The 25,312-nt window shown below is 45.8% G+C and carries 20 protein-coding genes and 1 pseudogene; 5 read left to right on the top strand and 16 right to left on the bottom strand.

Annotated elements, in window-relative coordinates; genetic code table 11:
* Positions 1 to 161 precede the first annotated feature (161 nt).
* The gene (locus AC5JL3_RS18515) at positions 162 to 458 is read right to left on the bottom strand and encodes a helix-turn-helix domain-containing protein (protein ID WP_496075882.1); all 297 of its coding nucleotides are present in this window, start codon (positions 456 to 458) and stop codon (positions 162 to 164) included.
* Positions 459 to 617: 159 nt separating this feature from the next.
* On the opposite strand from AC5JL3_RS18515, the gene AC5JL3_RS18510 reads away from it, so the two are divergent.
* Complete coding sequence (locus AC5JL3_RS18510) at positions 618 to 782, top strand: hypothetical protein (RefSeq protein ID WP_496075881.1); 165 nt, start codon at positions 618 to 620, stop codon at positions 780 to 782.
* Between the two features lie 67 nt (positions 783 to 849).
* On the opposite strand, the gene AC5JL3_RS18505 is transcribed toward AC5JL3_RS18510, so the two are convergent.
* A complete protein-coding gene (locus tag AC5JL3_RS18505; RefSeq protein ID WP_496075880.1) occupies positions 850 to 4,017 on the bottom strand; it encodes a plasmid replication protein, CyRepA1 family in 3,168 nt (1,055 codons plus the stop codon).
* 1,024 nt (positions 4,018 to 5,041) lie between these two features.
* On the opposite strand from AC5JL3_RS18505, the gene AC5JL3_RS18500 reads away from it, so the two are divergent.
* Together AC5JL3_RS18500 and AC5JL3_RS18495 are read left to right on the top strand one after the other, a co-directional pair.
* A complete protein-coding gene (locus AC5JL3_RS18500; protein WP_496075879.1) occupies positions 5,042 to 5,254 on the top strand; it encodes a hypothetical protein in 213 nt (70 codons plus the stop codon).
* A gap of 55 nt (positions 5,255 to 5,309) precedes the next feature.
* Entirely contained in the window at positions 5,310 to 6,497 is a 1,188-nt protein-coding gene (locus AC5JL3_RS18495; RefSeq protein ID WP_496075878.1) for a DNA cytosine methyltransferase, read from the top strand.
* Between the two features lie 25 nt (positions 6,498 to 6,522).
* Here the strand turns inward: AC5JL3_RS18495 and AC5JL3_RS18490 are convergent.
* Positions 6,523 to 6,771: pseudogene (locus AC5JL3_RS18490) on the bottom strand (SinI family restriction endonuclease); the annotation flags it as partial.
* 99 nt (positions 6,772 to 6,870) lie between these two features.
* Here AC5JL3_RS18490 and AC5JL3_RS18485 point away from each other — a divergent pair.
* Positions 6,871 to 7,641, top strand: coding sequence for a TdeIII family type II restriction endonuclease (locus tag AC5JL3_RS18485; RefSeq protein ID WP_496075877.1), 771 nt, complete (start codon positions 6,871 to 6,873; stop codon positions 7,639 to 7,641).
* Between the two features lie 264 nt (positions 7,642 to 7,905).
* On the opposite strand, the gene drmB is transcribed toward AC5JL3_RS18485, so the two are convergent.
* Genes drmB through AC5JL3_RS18465 form a run of 4 tightly spaced genes read right to left on the bottom strand, consistent with a single transcriptional unit; the run spans position 7,906 to position 15,976 of the window.
* Entirely contained in the window at positions 7,906 to 9,837 is a 1,932-nt protein-coding gene (drmB, locus tag AC5JL3_RS18480) for a DrmB family protein (RefSeq protein WP_496075876.1), read from the bottom strand.
* Positions 9,830 to 13,327: a helicase-related protein gene (locus AC5JL3_RS18475; RefSeq protein WP_496075875.1), complete on the bottom strand. Its 3,498-nt coding sequence runs from the start codon at positions 13,325 to 13,327 to the stop codon at positions 9,830 to 9,832. The genes drmB and AC5JL3_RS18475 overlap by 8 nt, the downstream gene beginning before the upstream one ends.
* Positions 13,320 to 14,903, bottom strand: a complete 1,584-nt coding sequence (locus AC5JL3_RS18470; protein ID WP_496075874.1) for a DISARM anti-phage system protein DrmE domain-containing protein — start codon at positions 14,901 to 14,903, stop codon at positions 13,320 to 13,322. Before AC5JL3_RS18470 ends, AC5JL3_RS18475 begins: the two co-directional genes overlap by 8 nt.
* Positions 14,900 to 15,976: a hypothetical protein gene (locus AC5JL3_RS18465; protein WP_496075873.1), complete on the bottom strand. Its 1,077-nt coding sequence runs from the start codon at positions 15,974 to 15,976 to the stop codon at positions 14,900 to 14,902. The genes AC5JL3_RS18470 and AC5JL3_RS18465 overlap by 4 nt, the downstream gene beginning before the upstream one ends.
* A gap of 310 nt (positions 15,977 to 16,286) precedes the next feature.
* Between AC5JL3_RS18465 and AC5JL3_RS18460 the strand changes: the two genes are divergently transcribed.
* Positions 16,287 to 16,433, top strand: coding sequence for a hypothetical protein (locus tag AC5JL3_RS18460; RefSeq protein WP_496075872.1), 147 nt, complete (start codon positions 16,287 to 16,289; stop codon positions 16,431 to 16,433).
* A 79-nt stretch (positions 16,434 to 16,512) separates the two neighbouring features.
* Here AC5JL3_RS18460 and AC5JL3_RS18455 read toward each other — a convergent pair whose 3' ends face one another.
* The 9 genes from AC5JL3_RS18455 to AC5JL3_RS18415 all read right to left on the bottom strand — a co-directional run bounded on the left by AC5JL3_RS18455 (position 16,513) and on the right by AC5JL3_RS18415 (position 25,278).
* The gene (locus AC5JL3_RS18455; protein ID WP_496075871.1) at positions 16,513 to 17,376 is read right to left on the bottom strand and encodes a tyrosine-type recombinase/integrase; all 864 of its coding nucleotides are present in this window, start codon (positions 17,374 to 17,376) and stop codon (positions 16,513 to 16,515) included.
* Positions 17,377 to 17,495: 119 nt separating this feature from the next.
* Positions 17,496 to 18,416 (bottom strand): ParB/RepB/Spo0J family partition protein, encoded by a 921-nt coding sequence (locus AC5JL3_RS18450; RefSeq protein ID WP_496075870.1) that lies wholly within the window; start codon positions 18,414 to 18,416, stop codon positions 17,496 to 17,498.
* Positions 18,406 to 19,188 carry a ParA family protein gene (locus AC5JL3_RS18445; RefSeq protein WP_496075869.1) on the bottom strand — a complete coding sequence of 261 codons (783 nt, stop codon included), beginning with the start codon at positions 19,186 to 19,188 and terminating at the stop codon, positions 18,406 to 18,408. Before AC5JL3_RS18445 ends, AC5JL3_RS18450 begins: the two co-directional genes overlap by 11 nt.
* A 279-nt stretch (positions 19,189 to 19,467) precedes the next feature.
* On the bottom strand, positions 19,468 to 20,469 hold the full coding sequence (locus AC5JL3_RS18440; RefSeq protein WP_496075868.1) for an ABC1 kinase family protein: 1,002 nt from the start codon (positions 20,467 to 20,469) through the stop codon (positions 19,468 to 19,470).
* 346 nt (positions 20,470 to 20,815) lie between these two features.
* Positions 20,816 to 21,376, bottom strand: a complete 561-nt coding sequence (locus AC5JL3_RS18435) for a hypothetical protein (RefSeq protein WP_496075867.1) — start codon at positions 21,374 to 21,376, stop codon at positions 20,816 to 20,818.
* A 33-nt stretch (positions 21,377 to 21,409) separates the two neighbouring features.
* Positions 21,410 to 21,841: an acyl-CoA thioesterase gene (locus AC5JL3_RS18430; protein WP_496075866.1), complete on the bottom strand. Its 432-nt coding sequence runs from the start codon at positions 21,839 to 21,841 to the stop codon at positions 21,410 to 21,412.
* Positions 21,842 to 21,901: 60 nt separating this feature from the next.
* Positions 21,902 to 22,357: an SRPBCC family protein gene (locus AC5JL3_RS18425; RefSeq protein ID WP_496075865.1), complete on the bottom strand. Its 456-nt coding sequence runs from the start codon at positions 22,355 to 22,357 to the stop codon at positions 21,902 to 21,904.
* A 1-nt stretch (position 22,358) separates the two neighbouring features.
* The gene (locus AC5JL3_RS18420; RefSeq protein WP_496075864.1) at positions 22,359 to 23,972 is read right to left on the bottom strand and encodes a Dyp-type peroxidase; all 1,614 of its coding nucleotides are present in this window, start codon (positions 23,970 to 23,972) and stop codon (positions 22,359 to 22,361) included.
* An 85-nt stretch (positions 23,973 to 24,057) separates the two neighbouring features.
* Positions 24,058 to 25,278, bottom strand: coding sequence for a hypothetical protein (locus tag AC5JL3_RS18415; RefSeq protein ID WP_496075863.1), 1,221 nt, complete (start codon positions 25,276 to 25,278; stop codon positions 24,058 to 24,060).
* Between the last annotated feature and the right edge of the window lie 34 nt (positions 25,279 to 25,312).

Genomic DNA, 25,312 nt, shown 5'->3' with positions numbered 1-25,312 from the left:
ATTAGCTGATTGGAGTGTTGAACAACTGCAAGGTGTCTTGCCACAACCTCCTCAACAGAAATGAGCGATTTTCCGGGGAGCTTGTTAGGCAACCACTTCAAAATTTTGTGAGGGTGCTTCTCCGGCTCTCCCTACTCCCGTTTGCTATTTCTCAGTGAGGTCTATTGACCCAGACAAAGGCGATTCAAAAGTGTTGTTGGGATATCTTCGTAGCACTCCAACATGATATCCGCCAACGCCAAGTACCAACGGTGGTGAGGTCTAGAGGCTCGTTCGTTGCGTCCTCTTGTGAACCATCGACTGACTGTAGCGATGTCACAGTGGCATAATTGTGCCATCTGAGCATAAGTCACTGCCCATTTGGCATAGAAGTCTTTAGGTGTCATTTCAACTTGGCAGTTGGCAAACTGTTCGATTAACCGCAATTCTCGCGGTCCTATGGGACGTGGTTTAGTCATTGTCTTCATCTAAATCTGTAGAATTTGGCACATTTAATTGGGTAAATCTTTGCTTTTCAGTCGCGAATGACCGAGGCAGGGCTTTGGCTCTCTTGCTCTTGAACGGTCTAGCCTGGAGTTAGTCCACACCGATTGTGCGTGGGTTGATTCCACTGGCTCTTGTCGCGCTCTCAGTGGAGGAGAAGGCTTCGCTGGAGCAGCGCTTTTCGCTCGGATTTCCTATATCGAGATGAACTCGCTAGTCGTGGACTGTATCGACAACAGCAAGCGAAGGGAGAGTACACCTACAGCAATATCGCCCAGATTGAGGGTGGGCGGCGCTAGTAGAGAAGTGTGGAGGTTTTCTCCGTGAGTGAATTGTCTAGCCTCAGGAAATCTCCCCAATAGGTAGTTAAGTGTCTGTATTTTGCTCTGACGACAAATAACTTTTTCCGATTGAGCCGCTCTCAAACAAGGAAATCTGTTGTGTAGTCTCCCCCTCCTTTAAAGATCCAGTCTTCATATTTAAGGGGGGGATGACTACCACTGCTGTTTGAGAAGTGAGAGGATTGAAACTCTGATTTTGAGGCGCTTGTTCTCGCTTGTGTTGTCGATAGTTCAGGACGGACATGGCAAAGTCCCACACCTCCAGGTCTAGACCGTAAACCCGCACCTGATGTCCGCGACGACCCCGACGATAGAGTAACTTGAGCTTGAGACCGAGCTGCTCCAGTAAAACCCCCAGAATCCAAATCGGCGAAGCATCCGGTTTAAAAGTCACGTTAAGGACCGACTTAATCACGCCAGCATAAGTCTGACAGCACTGCGATAGAGCCACAAGTTCGGGGTCATCGGGGTGAAACTCTCGCTGCGGGTTCTCTAGCAGTCCCTGCACAATCTCCAGTAAACCAATCCGCTGGCGAACCAGGCGTCGAAGCGAGTAGTTTTTCCAATCGGTGCAGACCTTAAATCGTTCTCGTTCACGAGCGTCTCGATCCAAGACCACCTCTGCGGGGGCCAGTGCTAGCTCCAGTTGGATGAGTTGACTTCGCCATCTCCCCTTATTGTCCTGGCACACTAGCTCGACATCGGGTGAGCGCCCATAGAAGTCTTTGATATAGTAGTGCTCCAGTTGTTGGCGCTCCTCCAAATTGAGTCGGTCTGCCCGAAATTCCAAAGCTTCCGCCTCTACCTCTGAGATGTCCTGGGCTTGGGCAATCGCCTGTGCATTCATCAGTAGGACTTGCTCTCTTGATTCCTGCCAACGCTTCTGGGTCTGTTGGTTATTGTACCCTTCCATCCGAATCAGGGTGTGCCCTTCATCCTCCAGCAACAGCGCCAAGTCAACCCGGAGGTTGTTAAGTGAGAAATGATGCCGTGCTAAAAGCTCACTCCACAATTCCAGGTAATTGTCATCCTCAACTCCCCGTGCCCCCGTCTCCGGGTTGATGTGAATCAACAGCTTGGCTGTTGCCTGGTTGTTCTGGAGGAGAGAAAGGCGGATTTGAGTAGGATTAGTTGGCTTGTAGCCCCCCCTCAAGCGGGGATTGACCCAGATATGGTTTTCCACCTCCTCCGATGGACGGTAGCGAGAGAAACTCTGGGCGCATTCAGTTGCTTCCTGAGTTCCGCCAAAGTACAACCCAAAGCGGGCATGGAAGTGGAAGTCACAAATGTCCACCCCAGAAACTAGGCTCGGGGAATAACAGACGACACGATACTTCTTTGACTCTTCATTTGGGTCCTTGAGGAAAGCTTGCTGAAGCACTTCCCCAGAGTTCTCTCCGTGAATGGTCAAGATGGGTAGTTCCGGAAAGGCTTTTCTTAGGTCTTGCTCTAGCGTTTTACAGAAATTGAGGGAGTCACTTGAGACGATAAAGTTCTGTCCATTCAGTAACATCCTCACCATCGTGTCGTTCAAGGCGGTGTGATTTGAACCCTCATACCAGTAAATCTTCCTCCCTTGCCCCTGGTAGCGGTTCTCCACAAGAAAGGGCTTTTCCCCCTCACGTAGCTTGGACAGATAGTTCAAGGTAATATTGCTGAGATTAGCATCAAGGGCAATGACATACCGGGCCGTGCGGATGAAGTAGCTGAACACCTGTAGGAGCAGGTGATGGTTTTCCTTAAAGTTCCTGCCCTCCTTTGTGCAGAGGCACTTCAAGATTTGTTCCACTTCATCGAGAATCACAAAATCGTAGCGATTGCCCTCAGTGGCGATTTTCCACAAGCTATCAAGGGTGCAGGAGAGTCGCTGAACTCGTTCTAGTTGGCTCTTACACTCTGAATACATCTTTGTGCCCAGCCGCAAAGACAGCGAGCGTAGTAAGCTAACCAAGTGACCAAGGTTGAGGACTTTCGCTCCTGGATATTGCTGAAGCAGCCGGGAGAGCCACTCCGTTTTGCCCCCTCCCTTGCGAGCTTTGATGCCGATTAAGCCCCCTTGCGTCGGTAATGGGAAATCAGGTAGGAAGCGTTCGTTGAGGCAGAGCGCTGGCTCTAGAGTTAGGCGCTCCTGACGACAGTAACGGTTCAAGGAGACGGCTTGCTTCAACAGGGATTCAACGGCAGCGGCACCTCCCTCGCCACAGGCAACGATGAAATCATCAACTCCGGTCTTGTCTACTCCCGGTAGCTGTGGCAGTTTGACCAGCCACACTAAACAGCCAGCCTGAGCCAACAAGCCGCCGAGTTTTTTCGATTCCCGGCGTACAGCCTGGATTGTCTTGGGTTTGGTTTCAGCATCAAAGACAATATAGATTGTTCTCCCCGAAGTGGCAAAGGGAGCGAGGAAGGGGCGCAGTTGCTTACCCTGACCGTCGGGATTGAATGCTCCCATTGTGATGCCAGAAAGGGCAAGTGCCACATACCCCAAGCTCAGGAGACAGCCGGCTTTCTTCATCCCCTCTGTAATAAAGATGGGAATTTCTGGGTGATTGATGACCCAGTTCCAAAAACCCCACTGCCTGTCTTCGTCCGTGAGCGGTACTTCGTAACGTTGTGACACTTGCTGCCAAATTTCGTCAGTCACGGGAACAAAGCCCCCTAGCACCCGACCCGTACCCACAGGGTTTTCGTACTTTCGGACTTTACCCTTGTGGGAGTCGAAACGAGGATGTGCCAGCTTAACCTGGAAGGGAACTTTTGCCCAGTCATCCTCCGGGTCAAGGGTATAGATGATGGCAGCGTACTCAGTGGCTCTGGCCTGACGACCGAAGCGAACGACGTGCCAGTTGAGAGCCTCATGAATGGGGTAGCGAACTTCCCCACCCGCCTCGGACTCAGTGTCAGCGACAAGTTCAACAGTGCTGTGAAAAAGTCCCAAGCTGACTCCGCTTTCTTGCGTCCATTCGTGTCGGGTTCTCTCTTGAAACCGAACAATCAGTTCGCTGCTGTTTTCCCTGAGTCGGTCTGGTGGTTGAGTTGTAGACGTGGCAGGCAAGCCAGCACCCACGTTATTGAACGACGGCTCAGAGGTACATTCCTGCACAACGTTGGTGAAGGCTGATGTTGAAGTCGTAGAGCTAGATCGTGTGAGTGAGTCGGTCGGGATGGTGTTATCGAAGTTATCGGAATTCATTTTCTCTGTCCCTCATTTGAGTAGATGGACACAGAGAGCCATGTATTGACTAGTCGTGGTAGTTAGGAGTGCTACGACTAGGATTCTAAAAATTTGTGATTATACAAGGTCTCTCCGTCCAGGGTTTGGAGGGAGAGAGAGCTATGTGTCAGGTGAAGGAAATTCTGTTTGGCAAAAACGTCCTTATTGTCTGTTGGACACGGCAAGCCCTCAATCCCAGATGTGGAGAGAGATAGAGAGAGCAATGCCTTAGGTCAAGATCTGTCTTTTATAGCCCTACTGTAGGAGTTGCTAGAAACTACAGAATAGCCCTACAATAGACACACAGATCTATAGGCTATCTAACTGTCAAGTCGCCAAACTAATCGAGTTAGATTCCTCTATCCCTGACTGAATTAATTTCCCAAAAGCCCCTACTATTTTGCGGTGGGGGTTTTTTGGGTTCTAGTCGTTGGTTCTAGAACATGGCGCTCACCTCAACAATTTCAAATGTGGAAACTCTGGCGGTGAGCCTCCCAGACTCCTCTGGCTGATTAACCAGGTATTGGCTTATCTGGTGGTGAGAATGGACAGAAGTGAGAGTGTTTTCTGGGGTTAGGTACATGTAGCTCACCTGATGATTGTGGATGCTATGTTTACTCATTATTCTCTGAGCCTGTGATTAGTGCAACTGTTCTATTAAAGTATTCAAGGCCGTGTGAATACTTAAAGCCCTTAACGTTATAAACTTGCGGCTTTGGTTTCCAAACGTTTAAAGTTCGCATCCTTGCCATTTCGCCTCTAAATTTGTTCAGGATGAAAAGTTCTTGGATATTCCTTGACTTCAACAACTGTTGACTCTAATAATTTCCTACCAGATTGAAAGGGTAAGTGGATTTTTTGTCGAAGTTAGTTAATTAGTTAATCAGCCTCCCACTAAATGGTCATTTTTTTGGACGCTCCTGCGGACTAATGTTATATAACTTATGTATATAACTTAGTTAACAACTAAGTTATATAATTAACTGAGAGCTTAAAAGGGGAGATGGCGAAAAGAAAACTAAAGAAAAGTGATCGCACTCTCCACGGTGAGCAAAAGCAGAGATACAGCCTTAGCCTAAGTCCGTCAATTGTTGCCTATGTAGACAAGCGGGCAGCAGAAATTGGTATTTCTCGCTCTGAATTTTTTGAGCAACTGGCTAGAGCAGATCAAGAAGACCCAATTCTTGAGTTAGAGGAGGATGGTTCCGATGCCTAAGACCAAGGTAACGGTTAGAGCATAGAATGAAAAGTTTCAAAACCTACGAGGAGAAGTGATAGACGGTCAACTAATATCGATTAGCCTGTTTTCTGGAGCCTTCGGGCTAGACCTGGGATTAGAGCAAGCAGGATTCCGCACGGTTAGCGTGGTGGAATATGACGCGGACTGCACAAAAACCATAGCTCTTAACCGCCCACAACTTAAAGAGAGCGCTGTTCCTAGAGATGTGCAGCAGGCTACTGCCGAGAGGCTTTTTGAGGAGGGGGGAGGTGCCTTGGGCATCGGTAGATCCTTGCAACCAGGGGAAGTAGATTTAGTTGCTGGTGGTCCCCCCTGCCAACCGTTTAGCACCGCCGGGAAGCGTCAGTCCGTTGGCGATCCGCGTGGCAGTCTGTTCATGGATTTTGTCAGGCTTGTCCAAGGCATCCAACCGCGCTTCTTTATTATGGAGAATGTCAAGGGGTTACTCTCGGCTCCGCTCCGTCATCGACCCCATTCCCAACGCGGGGCTGGTTATCCACCTTTGGAACCCGATGAGATGCCTGGTGCAGCCCTGAAAGTGGTACTTTCAGAGCTGGATAGCCTAGGCTATAAGGTTGTTTATGGTCTCCTAGAAGCTGCCGATTACGGTGTCCCTCAGAACCGACAGCGGGTGATCTTCATTGGCTCAAGGGATGGTCTGCTGGTGAATTTACCCCGACCAACTCACAACCAGAAGCCTTCTCAAGGACGGCAACAGTGGTTAACGCTTAGAGATGCGATCGCATCTCTAACAGACCCTGAACCGGAGTTTGTCCCTTACTCGGAGAACCGTCTCAAATACCTACGACTCCTCTCAGCAGGGCAAAACTGGAGGTATCTACCCGACGAACTCAAGAAAGAAGCGATGGGTGGAGCTTATAATTCTGGAGGCGGCAAAGTAGGATTCTACAGGCGGTTATCATGGGACAAGCCTTCACCCACTGTAACCACCTCTCCACATCAGAAGGCTACGGATATGTGCCATCCAGAAGAACTTCGTCCTCTAAGTGTCCAGGAATGTGCGCGGATTCAAACGTTTCCCGATGACTGGATATTCTGCGGCTCGACCACTTCTAAATATAGGCAAATCGGTAATGCCGTGCCTATGCTGCTTGCAAAAGCCATTGGTGAACACATTCAAGATCTAATTGCGGGGAGGAATTTACACGAAAGGAAAGAGTTCGAGCAACTTACACTGTTCCCACTTTTTTCAACTTGATCTGGACTACCACTGGCTCTCGTATTTACATGAAATCGAACGGCAAAGACAACTGCTTGATTGCCTCTTTATCTTCCCAAACGCTACTCTCTATGTACAAGGCTTTAGGATTAGCAGTGATGGTCTTGCTAACAAATATAGAGAAGTCATCTTCAGAGACAGAGAGTGTTGGATGCCCCACTTGGCATTTCAGATTGTGCCATTCGTAACACCCCTTCTTTGCATTGACTCTATGCCACTTGATAATCGTTGTTCCCGTTCGTATATTACTCCGCGACCGAGATTCTACTGATGTTTAATCTTATGTCTCGCTGCTAGGCTAGGCACTGGGGCGATAACGGTGTTTCAGATGGACGCAGGGACAGCAAATTCAGTGAAAGTAGTCCTCTCTTCAAGCTTACGAAGGACTTTAGACCGCCGTGCCGTGGAGGAACCTTATGACCCCGAAGAATTTAGGCGTACTAGCCCGTTCCACGCACGGTTAGTACCTGATGCGATTTGGAGGGCATCGAAGTTTGAACGCTCGTTCGTCACGTCAATTGGTCAGGGAGTCTTCGAGCAAGTTGCTGTCATCGTTGCAAAAGGTGTAGGGCATCAAGCTACTCAAGGGAATCGGGAAGCTGGATTAATTTGGACGGGGCAACTCAATGAAATTGAGCGTATCCTCAGCGAGCTTAGGGGAAACAAAGGACGACCAAACTGGGACGCAGAACTACTGAGGATAGCTGCTACTACGGGGATGGGGCAACAACTTCCACTGACCGTTATTTCCGACCTATTTGTTTGGAAGTTAGATGGTACTAAACACTTTTATTCATTAAAGACCGTTAAGCCAAATTTGGATCAAACCGAGAAGGCAAAGTCGGATATGTTGAAGTTGAAAGCGATAGACGCGGCGAACCAGGCGTACTTTGCCTTACCCTATAACCCTTACTTGACTCGTCAAGCATATGGCTGGAAACAACCTTTCAAAATTTTTGATATGCATCATGATTCATGCATCTTAATAGGTGAGGAGTTCTGGGACGGTGTTGGTGATGCAGGAACTTACACAGCACTCTTGGATGTTTTTGAAGAGGTTGGTAAGGAGTTTGAACCTGAGATTCAAGAATATCTTGCTGGGTTCGAGGATAGAGAAAGCTGATTATTCTGACGAAACTTGCTCCTTTCCTGGAAAATATTAATATAGTCTTCAGGTTTGCTATAAATAAATGCAGGTTAGGAAGGGAGTCAGAGGTCAGAAGTAGTCAAAATATCCTAGCTCCTGAATTCCACCCTTTCCCAATGTGTGTTTAATTTCACCCACCTACTTAGCAAGCATTAAATCAACTTTCGTAGTTTGCTATTCAATTAGTTTCCCCAACCAGTGCATCTATGATCCAGAGCACCACTATTGTAAAGGCTTGCTTCAAGTGGAGACATCATCATAGGTAAAAAAACCAAGGCTACGGTTGTTGATATCACCCACAACAAACCCTCGATCCAAAAAGCGGTTAAATTCCTCACAGGATGTTTCAGGTACCAAACCGCAATTGTGGCAAGCCGCCAAGTTACATGAATCTGGTCCCTGTCCCCCCCTAACACCAATTTCCATACACACTGGGTCAGCGGAACACCAGCTAGCAACCTCAAGCGCCGCACGCACCATCGGCTCAAAATTATTAGGTTTGCCCATCCGCACAAGTCCTCCCATTGTTCCCTCGGAATCCCCAGCAGCGGTATAAATCAGCACCCCAGCCATTGGAGCATCGGGATTATCGGATACATATAGCCTTTCCCGCAGGGCAGCTGAGCTGTACCCACACTCGAAGGTAAGACGATTCATCAGTAAGTGAGCAAAGGTGTGCAAAAGGATGAATCGCGGTGTAAGAGGGCGATCGCGTAAATGCCGTTGCTCCTGTACTTGCTGGTAACGCTGTACCAGAGGCTTGATTCGCTCTTGAACCGCATCCTCATTTTGGTCTAACCACTGCTGGAGCCGCCTCTCGTTTAACTCCAAAAAGATGCCTTCACCATAAACTACATAAGCAGGCAACCATGAATTCTGGGGTGGTAATGAATTGCGCCTCAGAAGCTCTCGCAAGGAATGTAAATTTAAAGTCAGATCATTTTCGGGGAAAATACGGGTGAATCCGGCTAAAGCTCTAGTTTCCCTAAGCTTATTGACTAGCATGATTCGGGAGAAGTATCGGGCTATATCTAGATCGTAATTATCCAAATCAATCTTTCGACTTTTAAGCTGCTTCTCATCACGCTCAGTCCGTAGCACGTTAAATTCGGGACGGCGGAAATGGGTTTCTGGGTCATCACCCTCAACAAAAACTTCGTCTAATTCGTTATCTTCTCCTGAAAGGATTGTTTTTAGGGCAGCTTGGATATCCTTATTCGAGAAAGGTTGCAAAAGTTGTGGATATTGTTCTCGCAGGAATGCGGGCGTTATTATATCAATGTTAGCTTTTAATAGGGTTGCGATAAGTGTTGAAATAGGAGGTTCTTCCAGAGTAGAAATGAGTTCAGTATCATTGCCCCTTTGCAGGTAAATAGCACTCCGTACCTGAGAATAATACACATTAGAAGCACTGCGTAGAGAACCTCTCAAGGGTCGAGAACAAGATTCACTTTCTTCAGTTCCCAACCAAGGTCGTTTTCCTTGACAGAGAAACTGAGGAGACTCAGAATAGTCCTGAGCGGAATTTTTATTAAGATGTTTACTGAGAAATGTAGTGTCATTTCCATTATCTTGATCAGTCTCTGTAATCCTAGATAGCGAGCGTTTCTCCTTGCACTCACACTGAACGCTTAAACCTCCCAAAGTTGCACTTCCTGTTCCTACCAAACGCATTGGTTTCTGGCAAGTGGGATTATCAGAGCGATGTACCCACTCGCGCCAGGGGAAGTCTTGAATATGACCGTGATCGCACATCGCAATAATCGGAACCTGGACTAAGTACCTATTTCTTTTCTGCTCTTCGCATTTTGGGCATTTCTCCTTACTACGCTGAGGCAGTTTCAACTCCTTGAGGTGTCCACAGGATTGACAGTAATGCCATTGAGGAAAGCGTAAAAACGGGACAGTAAGAAGGGCATTAGGAACTGATGCTCCTTTATGGACTGTTCTGAAGTCCGGGGGAAGTCGAAAGTGATCGACTCCTAACTGCTGTGCCAGCCGCCATTCCTCAACTCGAAATTCTGATTGATCGACATCATCCCGACCATCTTCACGCTTATACCAGTGATCTAAACCAGCCGTAATCAAAGATGTTCCATCCCTAACAACTATCATTGCACCCACTCCGTAAGGTGCAATTAACTGGGCGCGTCTAATAGGACCTTTAGGCATCTTCTTCACCTCCTTCAAGTAAGTAAAGTTGAGTAATTTCTGCTTGACACTCTGCATCTACGTTTCTCATAGATGTCGGCGTAGCCCAAGATAGGCGCTGCCATTCTGGACTAGCGTAATCACCTGCAACTCTTAGCAGTGGTATGTCATCGACTGTTTGGCTAGTTCCTTTCCAGCGCGTCCTTTGCCAGCGTTGCCATTCTGAGGCTCGTTTGTCAAAAACCCGTTGGAAATTTTCTACCTCATCTGGATCAATAACTTCTATGCGAGGTATCAAGATTTCCCGCAACTGCTTAATGAGAATGTCTGGATACGGATCGGGGCTTTTTGCTATCTGTCCATCTCCGGTTTGTCTGACATAAGCCCCCATAATTGCGTGTAAGGCACGGTCTAAGACTGGGGGAGAAAATGGGGTAACGCTGGTGGGTTCAACTTGGGCATAAAGCCGTTCGTGATAGCTGCGGAATTTTTCAAAATGGGAGCGATCGCGGGGTCTAGTGGGACTATACAACGTTACGACTAAACCAGGACGTTCCCACCACCTGCGCCCCACACGACCTGTCACCTGAATATACTGAGACGTGGTTTTGGGTTGACCAACTACAGCCATAAGCGATAGGCGGTCTATATCAACCCCAACTTCAATAATGTTAGAAGCCAGACAAACATCAATCGGCTTTTGATTGTTTTTGTTATCACATTTGACCTCTAACTTGGCGATCGCTTCAGGAACTTGATCGCTTCGGATACGCCCAGTCAGTTCCAACGGTTGCCAGATGCGACGTGTTTGTTGTCTGTCCCAACCAAGTCGGTTTTGGAGCACCTTAAAATAGCCAGGAATATCTGACTGCAACAGGGAAAGCGTAAAACCCAATTCCCTGAGATTATTGAAGAACATTAGTAAAGTCCACCAAGGGTCTTGTTCCTCGCTAGTCAGAGGAACTGGAGCTTGCAAAAGAGCTGCTGATGTTCGCACTTGAGCAGTGAGTAAAGAACTCAAACCAGGTCCATGAACACCCGCATAAATTCGACCTCGTTGTAACGTGCCATCCTCATTCCTCGCATAGCGTGAGAAAAATGAATCCGACGCATCTAATCCTGGTGGTGGAAACAGCACCACATCCTCACGTCCATAGAGAGCTTTAACTTGCTCGGCATAACGGCGTATTGTTGCCGTAGAACAGACTATTTTCGGCTTAATTGCTTGCTCACCACGCCTGTCAGTGCAAAGCTCTTCAATCACCGTTTCATATAGCCCCACAACTGACCCCAGAGGACCCGATATCAAGTGCAACTCATCTTGAATAATTAGTCCTGGAGGAGAACTTTGCCGTTGTCCATCAGAGTTAATTCCAAATAATGCCCTTGCTTCCGGCTTCCAGGCTAACTGGGCAAACTTATCTACCGTACCAATGACTAACGAAGGACGGTATTCGTAAATGTCTTCATCAATGACATAAATGGGAAGTCCATTTTTAAATTCACAAGCCTGATCGGGACATTTGAAAACTACAGTGCCAGCACTTTGCTGATAGCCTAAAACCTTTGGGACTCCCCTTGGTAGTTGTCCGTCATAACGCCCCATCTGAGCGTTGCACCAAGGGCATTTGCCAATAATAAAAGGATTTTCTGCTGATGAACTCCTTTGCAGTTGATTCAAGCTATAAATTGCGTCTTTTCTAAAATTGGGAGTTGTTGTACCTCCCAGCCAAATTCCGATTGAAAAAGGTTCTCTACCAAGTTCAGAATGTTGGCGGCGGAGGTACTCCATCGCACACAATAGTGCTGAAGCTCGCTGAAACTGTTGTGCTGTCAATAATCGGAGCGTGTAGCGCATCAGCACATGAACTCCAGCATCTTCTCGGTTTTCCAACCGTCTCATGAAGAGAGCAAACGCAGACAAGCCCAAATATGCCTCGGTTTTACCGCCACCCGTGGGAAACCAAATCAGTTCAACCGTCTCACGCTCTTTCTCCTGAGCAGTAGACTGAAGAGACATGAGTAGGAAGGCAATCTGAAACGCACGCCATTTGCCGCGATTTTCTCCAGCTTGCAGGAGGTTAGGCGCTTGATAAGGTTCAGAAAAATTAAAATCTATTGCTTTTTTATCGTAGTTTGCCCTACGCAGCCCATCATGACTATGACTGCTGAGCTGTTGCAGCAAGATGGCATAGTTGGCTAATTGAAATGCTCTCTTGGCTCTTGGATCGTGTTGTAAGTAATTTAGCCCATCTCTCATCCTCTGAGCAGCTTTTTCACATTCATCCATATGATGCTGGGCTGTATCCTGGTATTGTTCCTCAAACGTGGTAATTTCATTTCTTTTCACCTCGATCCAGTTTTCATAACGTTCAACCACTTCCTGCAAAGCAGCCAAGCCATCATCACCCTCTACTAACCCTGCTAAAGTAGCCATAGGGACTTCTAGGCTGCTATTATCCTCACGCTTTATGTCAGGCGTAATGCTAGGAGTCTCAAAAGTAGGCAGACACTCTGCTCTTACAGTTTTAACTCGGTCATTACTGGCTTCTTCATCCCAATTTGCTGCACAACCATGCCCTGCCCCATAGGTTTTCATATGGCGGTAAAGCAGTGCGAGAGATTGCTCTTCCTTATATTGCTCTTCCTCTTGCTCTTCACTGCAAGAGAAACGTTGACCTGGATAGGGTAGGATATTTGCTTGTCCCTTTTGTGAAACAATAGTGGCTTCAAACCCCGCCTGGAATAAATTTTTTTCATGACGACCATAATCACTATCGCCACTGCTACGATTAACTAAACAAATTGTAATTAGACGAACTCCCTCTCGTTTATCTCGATTGGGTCGAGAGAATACTTCTACACTCAAATTAAGCCCGTTTATTTTCGCCGTTTTAGAAAGTATCGTTTCTTTTGGCTGACAAAGTTTATCACCATCGAACTCAACTGTAAATTCTACTGGTTTCCGCAACCACCAAGTTCTTTCACTTCCAGAAACTTTAACAATTTTGTGTCGATAATACCCGCCCCATGCTTTAATCAGCAGCACCGAATCTTGAGAAAATTCTCCTAAAAAACTTATACCCATGCTACTAGGTAGATAGGTATTAGCCGTTGATAAGTCAAAATCATCTGACTCGGTTTCAATACTATCTGCTATGCCTTTTTTAATGTTTTCAAGGCTTTGATTCGCCTCTTCTGTAATCGCTGCCTCAGATTCATCTATTTCTTCAGTTTTATTCTCCGGGTTTACCTGGTCGGCACGAGAGTCTTCGTCTTCACGTTTTATTCCCAGTGGATAAAGGACTCCCACACCATAACGGACTAGGGGAGGGTCTCGCTGAAGAATCTCTTCACCGTTTTCTTGCCGCCAAGGACAATAAAATTCTTGGTCAGATTGAAAATTCACTTCCCCAGAACAATCTTTAGGTTCTCCTTGGGGTGATGGTCCCACAAGTTCTTCTCGCAGGAACTGTATAACTTTGTCTCTATTAACTATATGATTAGGCATTATTAATCTCATGCTCGATTTCAAAAAGTTGTGCAATTTTTGATGCGGGAATCATCCTGAGTTCTGAGTCCATATCCACTACTCGCAAAGCAGTCATGCTACCGCCATCTGCTTCGTCAAGCTCAAAATCCATTCTGCCCAATCGCTGTAGTTGTGGAAGGTCACATTGACCAACTTGTTTAAGGAGTAACTTGCGGATGTACTTACCCGCCATTCTGTGGGCACTATCGAGCAGATTTGCAGCTTCGTAGAATTGGTGTAGTCTGTTTCCCACACCAACAAAACGCAAAATAGCCTCAAAATCTTTGTCACTACGCGGTTTTATGCTGCTATTTAACATCCAGCGGCGAACATTTACCTCATTAGCCCGAAGAGAGTCGAGTTTGACAAGATTTTTGCTAACAGCTAGTAAACCAATTGACTTTACCTTCTGTCTCAGAAGAGTTTTCCATTCATTTTGCAATTCTCTAGTACGTTGTGCATTTTCTCCCAATATTCGGTCTGCCAAGGGAATAATATAATCGCCACCGCTACTTGTACGTAAAAGAACAAACATACCCGGCTCAATGTCAACTACAGGAATTCTTTTGACAGACTCATCCTCTTCCATGTCGATTACCATTGCTTTCGCATCTGCATCCAGAAAAACAGCTTCTCCCCCTTCCAACAAAAACAACCGCGCCTCTGTATCTTCATCTTCTATATCGAGACTGACGAGAGATGAGTGAACAAAGCCCTTAGTAATTTGATTCCAATTGATTGATGGCAGTAGAATTTCCTCTGGTTCGAGATGGTTAATTACTACTTCATTACCAATTGTGTCGTTAGCTTTTTCTGGATTAAGAATCGGAAAAATTGCTGATTCTGCTACCTTGATAGAGCCAATGAAAACTGGTTCGGTTTTCCAATTATCCCTGATCCAGTTGTAGTGAACTATTTGAATATCAGGTGCGCGGGGCGCACTAAAAACGTATTCTGGAAACCAACGGGTTGGACCAATAACTACTAATTTTTTGTAGCAAGTGCTACTTCGTAGTTGGGATGGCACTACCAGTTCAATGCCGCGTAAACTAGTTATTGCAGCTAGTACATCTTCCACTGCATAAATTAGGTGCGATTCTTTTAAGAGTAAAGCTACTTCTCCAGATGTTGAGCATAGTTCTGCTAGAGAATGTAGTAGTGGATTATCATCTGATTTGGACAGACTGATGAACTGAGTGAAAATATCATCTGCCCCATCTGCGAAATTGGGATAAATTGATTTGCTTATGGACAAGTGCTTTTGTATAGATTCCAGAATTTCTGGTTTACAGACTGTTGGATGGTTGAACGGCACTGGTGCTGCACATAGGCAGAACTGATAGCGTCGCAGGGAATACAGGAATGTTCTCCAGTAATTATCCTCCGCCGCTTCGCCTAGCAATCGCTCAAATTTTTTCAGGGAAAGGCAAAAACTACGAAATTGGGAATTATCGACCCGATGGTATTGTATTTTGACATGACTGCAACACTCATAAATCTTACTGACATCTGATATGAGAAGCTTACTAACATTTGACAAGCCAATGTGGGTCATTGACGCTCTTCCTGATAAATAACAAGTTCAACTCCAGATGGAATAGATAGTATGTTTTGTATCTCTACTTTACTAAGGCGGTTTGAACGACGATAACCCTCGTTAATTTCGTAGACAGCCTCCATAAAGTGGAGTTCTGTGTTATCCAAGACAACAATCCAGTGAGAGTTACGCCAGTAATCGCGCCATTTTAGGAAGCCACTTGCCCCATCGAATATAGTTACAGAGGGAATTGAGCCGTGCTGAGTTCGGGGCGGTTTAGAACCATCCACCGATAAAACTTCTGATCGATAAGCTTGACCGTCACTCAACCATTCCCGTACTCGCAAAACATCTTGTAATCTGCCTTCTGTGTAAACTCTTTGAGATGAACAACAGCCAAAAGGTATTTCTTTGATTTCTTGTTTAAGAATGTTTGATCTTCCAAGAATCACACACTCTAAACGAGACTTCTTATAAAAATCAAACGATTCTATCCGACCAATACAGGCATCAATAAATGCTTTGCCAGAGAACTTACAACGTCCTGTCGTTCGCAGAGTGATTCTCTTATCTTGACTAGTTGCTGGTTCAACTTTCTGTGCTTCTCCCGGAGGGACTTTACAAATCATGTCACCATTTTTTGTAGGTAAACGCACAGTAATAAGGCATTGACCATTTTCATTAGAAAAACCACAGTAAATACCTTTACGTATCTTCTTACCTTCTCTATAAATAATTGGAGTTCCCTTTTTCAAACTACAGAGTTTGTCAAAATATTCATAAATTTCAACTTGATTAGGAGAACTATTAGCTCTCGCTAGCACAACGCCAAAAGCAGCAAGAGCCGCGGCACAAGTTCTCGTAGGAACAGCAAGAGCTATTACTAACCGATTTGATCCAGTCTCCCATTCTGCAACGTGACAGCCTATCTCAATGAAAAAGGTTCCCCAATCTGGCAGTGGCATTCGTTTATCAATGTACAGTTGGCTCCTTTTAAAAGTTGCCTGCTCCAAATTGGTAGAGCTAAGGTATGCTTCAGAAAGATTTCTTTTTCCTCCTGCATAACATTCAAAAAGTTTATTAGAATCCATTTTGGAAATTTGAGTAGTTTGCTCCCTTTATTCAAGTGTTCCCAAAGGAAAGCTCCCCTTTCTCAATACTTATGAAGAACCTGTGAAAACCTGATGAAGAAACAGTAAATGTGATATCCAAACACTAAATAATTTCAGATAGCCCTATCAACCTAACTAAAGAATCACTACCTTGCACATAGTATATTCACTGAGCTTTAGTAAGCCGAATGGCTGAAACTACATAATATGCGCGGTAAGGAGGCAACGGTTCACAAGTTGTCTAGTGTACAAACGGCGACATCCTTGCTTCTTCAGGGAAGGAGCAAGGATGTCGCCTAACCGCACTATCCCGACAACAATTACCAATTACCTAAGAAAATTCGTTTTCCTTGTAGGTATTAATGTACGTTTAGCAACCTATCGCTACATTGACCCACCTTTTCTGGCGACGGCACTAGCGATTGAAAAGGGATGAGGGTCAGACTAGCCGATGTGATCGCGTTGGGTGATAAATTATGGAAAGTAATCTTCTGTGACAGTAATGGGAAGATTGACTATCCCGGTAAGTACAAACTCGAACTATCTTCCGGACGCGCATGGAGGTAGCGGCTGGTAATAGCGACGCTGGAATGCCCCAAGGTTTCAGCAACGAGATGAATTTTTGCTCCCCGTTCCAAGGCATGAGTCGCATGGGCATGGCGCAGCCAGTGAGGTGAAACCTTGCCCTTGATTCCAGCTCGTTTGGCTGCGGCTTTCACAATCTGATGCACCCGTTCCCGCGTCAAGTGACCGGAGTGGCTACCCTTACGAGAGCGGAACACGGGTTCCTTATCGCCTGCGTCTCCCCGCATCTGCATGAGTTCGACCCATAACGAGGCAGGAAGCAAGATACTGCGAGTCTTCAAGCCTTTGCCCAAGACGGTGACTTGCCCGCTATTGCCCCGAAGCTGTAAATTCTTCCACGTCAACTGGCACAGTTCACTAGCGCGTAACCCACCTAGATACAATAGCCTCAAGATTGCCCGATTTCTGGGATGACTCTCCAGGGCAATCATCGTTTGAACTTCTAATTCCGTTAATAGCCGTTCGTTGAGGGTATCCGGGGCTTCAGGAAGTTCAACCAGTGCCCCAACATTTCGAGGCAATACCTCACTTTTATTGCCAAACGAAATCAGGGAGCGGACAGCCGCCATAATGGTGCGCTGAGTACTTTTAGCCTTACCCTGCTCTTCTAGTGAAGCCGCAAAACCCTGGACTTCCGCGAGGGTAACTAGATGTAGAGGCTTGCCCACAAAGTCAATAAAGCGCCTAGCATAGAGACGGTAATATTCAGTAGTGCTTAAGCTTTTGCCGTGCAGCCAAAGGTTAAGTAGCTGCTCCGTAGCGGTAACGGCCGTTTGTGTCGCGACTTGGTTCATTCCCCACCCTCCCTAGGGGCATCATACAGCCAATCGCGCACGGGACTGGGGAATTTGGCTATACTGGATTATTGTGAAATTGGGGGAGAAGACGAATGTTCTCAATCCCCAATTTATAATTACTCTTCTTCAATTAGGGCTTCCAGTTTTTGCAACAGTGTCTGAACCCGCTTCCACTTCTTGGGATTCTCCCATAGCTTCGCGGCTCTCAGGCGACGGGTCGTGGCATCAAATTGAGATGAGGGGGAAGAAATCTCAGTTTTTGGTTGAAGGGTTTTGAGGCGTTCCCTGATTTGGCTAAGGGACAGGTCTTGCTCAATGGCTTCCTCTAGCAAGGATTGTCGCGCCTCGTCGTCTTTGACTCGTGCGAGCGCCGTTGCTTTGGTGTAGGCAATTTTTCCCGTTTGGAGCGCTTCCAAAATGTCGTCGGGTAGGTTCAGCAAGGGAAGGCGATTAGACACAAAGGATTCCCAAGTAATTGACCCCAACTCCTCAAAGACAGCTTGAATTGTTTGCCCTTGCTCATTCCCCATAACGTTATGGGGAACTTTTTCTCGTTGTTCGTCACGCATCCGGTGTAGCAGAGAAGTGACTTCCTCCCTAGCCACATTGAGGCGGAGTGCTAGCAGTTGCAGGATACCTTCTGTCTCTTCAACCGGGTTGAGGTCTTCTCGGAGCAAGTTCTCCACGAGGCTAATCTGGAGCGCTTGTTCATCACTCAGAGAGCGGATGGTGACGGGGACTTCTTTAAGCCCAGCCGATAAAGCTGCCCGATACCGCCGTTCTCCGGCAATTAATTCGTAGCTTGAGTCCTTGTCCGGAAGGGGTCTTATCAGTAAGTTTTCCAAAACGCCATGAGCCTTAACCGACGCAATGAGCTGCTCCATTTTCGCCGGGTCAAAGTAGCGGCGGGGTTGAGAGGCTGGGAGAGTAATTGAGTCGATAGGAACTGTTTGAGGAGCAGTTTTAGACTCCTCCTCTCCAAATAAAACATCGAGATTGGCTTTGCCTTTGTAGGGGCGATCGCTCTTACGAGGCATTGAGTTGCTCCATCTGTTGGGCTAACTGGTCTAAGATTTTGAGGACAGGATGCTTAGGGTCATAGACTGCCAAGGGGACTTGTTCTTCGGAGGCATCTACAAATGCCGTCAGTCGCGGAATCGGTTCGTAGACCGTTCCTACAGTTGCCAACTGTGCTTGAATTGCCTTGAGGGTACGTTTGTCTTGAGAGTTACTGGCGGCATAGCGAGAGGGAACGAAGCCTGCTATTTGTAATTTTGGATTGCCTCTCTTTCTAACTTTAGCCACCGTTTGCAAGAGTAAGTTGGTTCCCTGGAAGGCTTTGTAGTGTGTCTCGATCGGAACGAGAACATGAGTAGCCCCAACCAAAGCGCTGTAGCTCAAGAGTCCTAAACTCGGTGGGCAGTCAATTAAGATAAAGTCGTAGTCATTTCGGACTCTGTCGAGAGCTTCAGAGAGGCGAACCTCGCGAAAATCCAGATTGACTAGTTGGATTTCGGCGGCGCTGAGTGTGATATTGGTGGGAGCAAGAGCCATGCCGTGAAGGGAGGGCAGGATGAACAGTGGCTCCTCGTTGACCAGGGTGTCGAACAGGGTCTTATCCAAACTATCAGGGTCAATCCCCATGAAAGTCGTTAGCGAAGCTTGGGGGTCGAGGTCGATGAGAAGAACCTTGTGACCCCGTGTAGAGAGTTGGTAGCCTAGGTTCTGAGTAATTGTCGTTTTCCCGACCCCACCCGCTTGATTGAATAGTGCGATCGCTCGGCTCATCTGGTTGGTTGCGTGGCACATTTAGCTTGAGTGCCAGCATACCGTGAATGAGTGGCTTTCCTTCATCTTTATCTGTCTAGACGTTATAAGGCAGTGTACTCTTTGTGCCATTCAGTTGGCGAGGTATACCTTACCCACCCCGATTTGCTTTTTTTGTTTACTTTTCCACGCTCGAAACTAGCCCTGTAGATATTTCATGGTAAAAAATCAGTGTTACTTAAACTGATAAAAAGCCATTTACTTCTGTGTTTTACAAGGTAAGCTCCATCCGTTCCATCGCTCGAATAACACTGGACTAGCTTACCTTGCCAATGCAGCCATCACAAACGGCACAGCTTCCTGCTGGAAGTTGAGATCGGGGAACCGCTGCTTGGCTACACCTTCAAAGACCAGCAGGGAGAGGATTGTCAGCGTGAATTGATTGGTACCGTAGATACCATGCTTGTGCTGGATCGCAAATAGCTCTCCGACAAAACCCGCCACCTGAAAATCCCTAGCTCGCAGTCCCCCCACCCGTTTGATCAAACAGGTGATGTCATCATCGAAGGCTCTGACATTGAGGTTTGAAGGGAGGCATTGAGCAGTTTCACGCACGATGCAGGCCGCGCTGCTGCCATCACGGAAAGCGATGGACAGAAAGAATTTAGCGAAACTGCGACGGGTAGAGTCATCGAGCTGGCACATGAATCCTGCATCCAGAATGACCAATCGACCATCGGGAGCCACTAGGACATTGCCGGGATGCATGTCGCAGTGGATGAATCCTTCCTTGAAGATCATGCTGTAGAGCGATCGCACTCCAACGGTAAGAGCTTGCCTTGCGATGTGTTCTGGCAACGCAGGGTCGCTGAGCTTTCGCAGACCAGGAATGAATTCCATCACAAGAATTTCTGGCGTGCAGAGGTCTTCGTGAAGCATCGGCACGAGAACGTCATTACTATTGGAAAAGAGGGCATGGAGTCGTTTCAAATTTGACGCTTCACGCGCAAAATCAGTCTGACCGATCAGGATATCACTGGCTTCCTTCAATGCCTCCTTCACAGGAATACTCTGCATCGCGGGTAGTCTCGCGATAAATTGTCCGAAGAACTGAATAATTTGGCAATCACTCTCTAATGTCCTCTGTACATTTGGTCGTAGGACTTTTAGCGCGATTTGGCGGCTATCATCGCAACGACTGCCACGATGTACCTGGGCGATGGTGGCGCTTGCTACCGGAACGAAATCAACGTCTTGGATGTTTTGAGAGAGTGTGTCTTTGTCTAAAATTCGTTTGGTTGTGCTTGGACTAAGAGCTTTCACTTGATCCTGCAAACAGCTCAATGCCTCGCAAATGTCGAGAGGTAATAGATCTGCCCTGGTAGCGAGGATTTGTCCCACTTTTGGAAAAGCACCACCCAGTCGTTCACAAATGAGCGGAAGCTCCTTAGCAAAATACGAACGTAAAGTTAGACGTTTCCAAAAAAGTATGTGGAAACAGAGAGCCAGAACTAATCGAATAACTTCAAATCCAACAATAAGAAAGACATTCAGGAATCTTATTATTACCATGTAGGAGTAAGCCAGTATGCACAACAGAGCGGTTGAGGAAGAGGAAAGTTTTTGGAGGAGCTACCGTTCATTAGGCATTCAACTAGGCTTTGGGTAATTATTCGGGTACAGAGTCACCTGGGAAACGATGGTAATACAAGGCAATCAGCATTGGTATGAGTATGATCGCATTGTAGAAGAGATGGAGTTCGAGGCGAGGAATCCACAGTTGACCGATGCTGGTGGGAACGGGAGAGCCAAACAGGTTTTCGTGGGTTAACGCTTGTCCCAGCAGCAGGGCATGCTCGAAGTGGTGATAAAACGCGATCGCAAATGTAATGTCCCACCAAATACGGGCGCGTCCGACTATGGCGGGGCGTAGAGCAGCTAGACCTAGTAGCATGAAGAGTGCATGCCCGTAATGCAACCATTCTGAGCGGACTAACCAGGGGTATATTAATCCCAAGGCACCTAATGCATCTTTACGAGACCAACCCAGAGCATAAACCTGATAGGCCTGAAAGACGTGTTCTAGCAGATGAGCCACGATGATGACCGTGAACACTTGCATGGCTGGTTTGTGCCATTGTCCATTGAGCTTGTGGAACACGGACTGAGCCATTAGCTTTGGACGTTGGATTAACTGAGTGTTGCTGATGGCAGTCTTGATCTGGCTCATGGTTATGCTCCTGTTTGTTAATTTATTTGGCACTTATGCCAAAGCATAAGGTTGTAATGAATCTCGTAATGATTTTGGAATAGGCGTTGGAACGAGTTTGTCTCCTTCTCGGCGCATACAAGCTACTTCTTGTTCACCTCGGGCGATCGGTTCTTTGGGGTTACGAGCAAGACACCAGTATTCAAAGATCATTGTTATTCGGTTTTGCTTTAGCGCCCCTAAACTCATACGGATGATGACTTCATCAAAGGCAAAAAGCTCTGCGAAGTATTCGCATGACACCCGAACTGTTGCGAGAGCAAGGTCTTGCGACAGTTCGGTCAACACATCAGGTGTGCGATCGCGCAAGAACATTTCTCGGCAACGCCCTTGCCAGCTCACATAATTTACGTAGTAAACGTTTCCAACCAGATTAGTCTCTTCAAAACTTACGATATGATGATATTCATACACATTAGAGTTCATAAGTAAGCTTCCTTAAGGAATTTGATTAGAACTTTTGTATTGATATAATTCTGTATAAACTCAATTTTGCTCTGTTTGGAGTCTATGATTATTCGTTTCAGCTAAAACCTTGAGGTTTTGAAGTAATTCTGTCCAACCCTTCTGATGGTGAGCTAGTAAAGTATCACCAAGTTGATTTGGAAAGTGTTCCAAACCTTTATGCGCTAGTGTTAGCAGGGTATTATTATCACTGGAAACCAATAAGAATGTCACTTGGGTTTCTGCACTCCAGTCTTCATCAGCCCAGCTAAGGATGAGTTCTTGAGGAGGTTGAATTGCTAAAACCTTTCCTCTAGTTACAACTGTTTGACCTTGCTCGTTTTCCCAAAGCTCCTCCAACCCTCCTTGAAGATAAGGCTCCAGTTTTACTTTGCTACTCCACCATTGATGAATATTCTTCGATTGGGTTAAACAATCCCAAACATGAGATATTGGAGCAGCAATAAGTAGGGACAGATTTATACTCTTTGTATCCATACTAATTACTAGCCAAATATTTCAATGCGCTAATTGAAGGGGCAAAAAAGTAGCCGCCTCCTGTTGGTATAACCCAATCATTTGGTAAGTCAATTGAGATTTTCTCAATAGTACCATCGCTTTTCTGAACTGGAAGGACAAAGGTTCGAGCGCGATTCTCCCCAGCGTTGTTGTTTTGGCCAACAATAGGATCATAACCATCGTTGCTATCCCTGAAATTAGGATTGTTCATCCAGGAACGCGTGATGAATTCAAACTGCCGTTCAAAAGATGTTTGGTATGCCAGAAATAATAAACCTCGTTCACCTGAAGCAGGATATGGTTCACCGAAGGGGATACCTCGGCGCAATAAGCGATGAGTCTGTATAGCAGCTTCGGCTCCTTGAGTATCTAAATCGTCACGAGGGTAGGCTTTACGAATGTGAGCAGCATGAGGACAAATTAATCCCAAGACATCTTGTTTAAATCCAAAGTTGTTGTTGATGCTCTCATCTTCTGCAATAGCAGCATTGTCCGTTTTAGGCGAAAGAAGAATTGGTGCACCGCTTTGCCACCGACCCATAAGCTTTGCAGCAATTTCTTCAGATTTGATACCAGAAGATGTAGGGATCTTTTTGGATAACTCTGCCACAACCGAGTGTGTGAAGCTGCGAAAACCTTCTATATCCTGACGAAGTCTACGGAAAACTAGGAACGAACCGTTCTTAGCCCAAGATGGACCAGCGTCTGCTATCTGTCCAGGTTTCAATGGATCAATTGGGTCTTGCTTTGGATAGCCGAAAACAAACTCGCCAGGCCAAAGGAGGTTCTGCCCAGGCTTACCCTGGTTTTGGTTATCAGGGTTTTCGCGCAAAGTAAGAAAATCCTCGGGATTTTTTGAAAGGCGTCCCCGTATTCCAGGTTGAGAGATGCCATCACGGAAGCCAAAAGGTTCATATCCCGTTAAGGGAGGAGGAGGCGCTTCTCCCTGCTGCTTAAACATAATTCTCAAGCTACTATTTAAGCCTGCCTCAACCTCAGCTACTTTATCAGCCAACTTGGTTTTTTCATCGCTAGCAATTATAACAACAATGTCTGGTATAGAAGTGGGACTACCAATTAACCAGTTATTACAATTACCATCCGAGTTGCCCTCAGTTGGATCTCCTAAAATCGCTGAACGAGTATGCATACCTTCACGAAAGGCAGAGTCTGAAAATTGCTCAACACCTTTAACTAACTTTCTCAATCCACTATACGAGAAAGCAATATTGATCCATGTAGACTGAACTGTTCCAGTATGTGGACCTCTACGCTCACGAATTTTTTGATAAAGTTTTTTAAAAATCAAAACTTCTTCAAGAGTAGCTATTGAAAACTCTATTGATTTGATCCAAGATTTAGCATTTTGTGGTTCAAGGATTTTCAAAAAAATAAGCGATTGAAAATTCTTACTAAATCCAGCTAAAACATTACCTTGAATATCATTAATATCGAGTACTGGTTCTTGCTCAAAATATACCAGCGAGTCGGATAACGAGTTAGATAAATGCTCTACGTTCAACAAGCTTGGAGTATTTAGAAAACCTTGCAAGAAAGCCTTGGTAGATTTACCTAGACGGTAGAAATCATTCATAATTTTTGTTCATTTTAACTTAAAGTAAAGCTTACTAGCTAAATCTACGAGGAACAAAGCTCAATCCCTCAATCTGAACTCATTTCTACTTCTGTTTCACATCTTTAGGAATAACAGAAATGCTTTCAATAACGTCATATGAACTACGAAATCCTCGAATTCCTCCTCGAATTCTTGTCGCATCAATTTCTTGTGTTATGCTTCTCGTTGTAAGATCAATCCTCAGTATTTTATTTTCGTAAGACTCAGCCACCCAAAGATAATTACCATCTACATACCCTTGCGAATAGAAACGGGGTAAACCACGAGATGCTGTTATTATTGAGTCAAACTCTCCATTTCTTTTATTCATGATTAAAATGGCGCTAGTCTCTAGAGCGGGTAGACTATCTCTGATAAGAATTAGTTCATCAGGGTTTTGAGATTGAAGTATATCAACCAAGGCACCAACGCTCTTTCCTTGCCTTTGGACTATAATTGTTTGTTTACCGTTGGGGTCAATACAAACAACATCTCCATCTTGAGATGCCTGATCTGCGTTAGCAACCCAAATAAAACCATCATTATCTAGTACTGCTTTAATGGGATCAATGAACAAGCTGCTACTGATAGTACGTTCTCGTACACCAGTAAATCGATTAATAATATAAACAAAGCCAGTTCCACCAAAACCATTAAAGTCAGCAACAAGAATACGATTGTTTTCTAAAAACTCCATCCCTAAAGGATCTACAACGTTATCTCCTACAGCTACATTGACAGAGTCTTCTGCTAGTGGAACAACTCTATCTGTCCGTCGGTAATTTATCCTTACTACACCACCTGAAGTGCCAAATATAGCACGCTGGTAGGGTTCTTGACCAATTATATTACCTGAATAAGAGCAATAAATGTTTCCCTCTCTATCAGCAATTGCACGCCATAAAAATAAACCTTGTTTCCGCCGAAGAGAAAAAAGAAATTCAACGTCTCCAGATTCAGGATCAATCTGGTAGCAAGCCTTTCTTGGTTGAAAAGTTACTAGTAAGTTGCCTGGTTTCAGAATTGCTCCTGGATTGAAATCATCTATCTCTGCATAGATAGTAGGTTCGAGAGAGCTAGTGCCTCCATAACTTCCATAATTACCAGAGGTTGAATTTTGTGCTTCATTTGAAGTTTGACCTGAATACGTAGAACGTTGCATACTTGTATCTGGTGTAGGTTCAGATGGATTACTGAATTTGACATCTTGATTAGATTCAGAAACTAAACCCAACAAAAACTTTCTAAACTGTTGCCCCAAATTAGACCACTGTTCTTGAGACATGATTTTTACCTCTTCTGTCAAAGCATGAAACTTA

It is taken from the genome of Symplocastrum torsivum (assembly GCF_059505465.1).
This window is presented reverse-complemented; position numbering and strand designations above follow the sequence as displayed.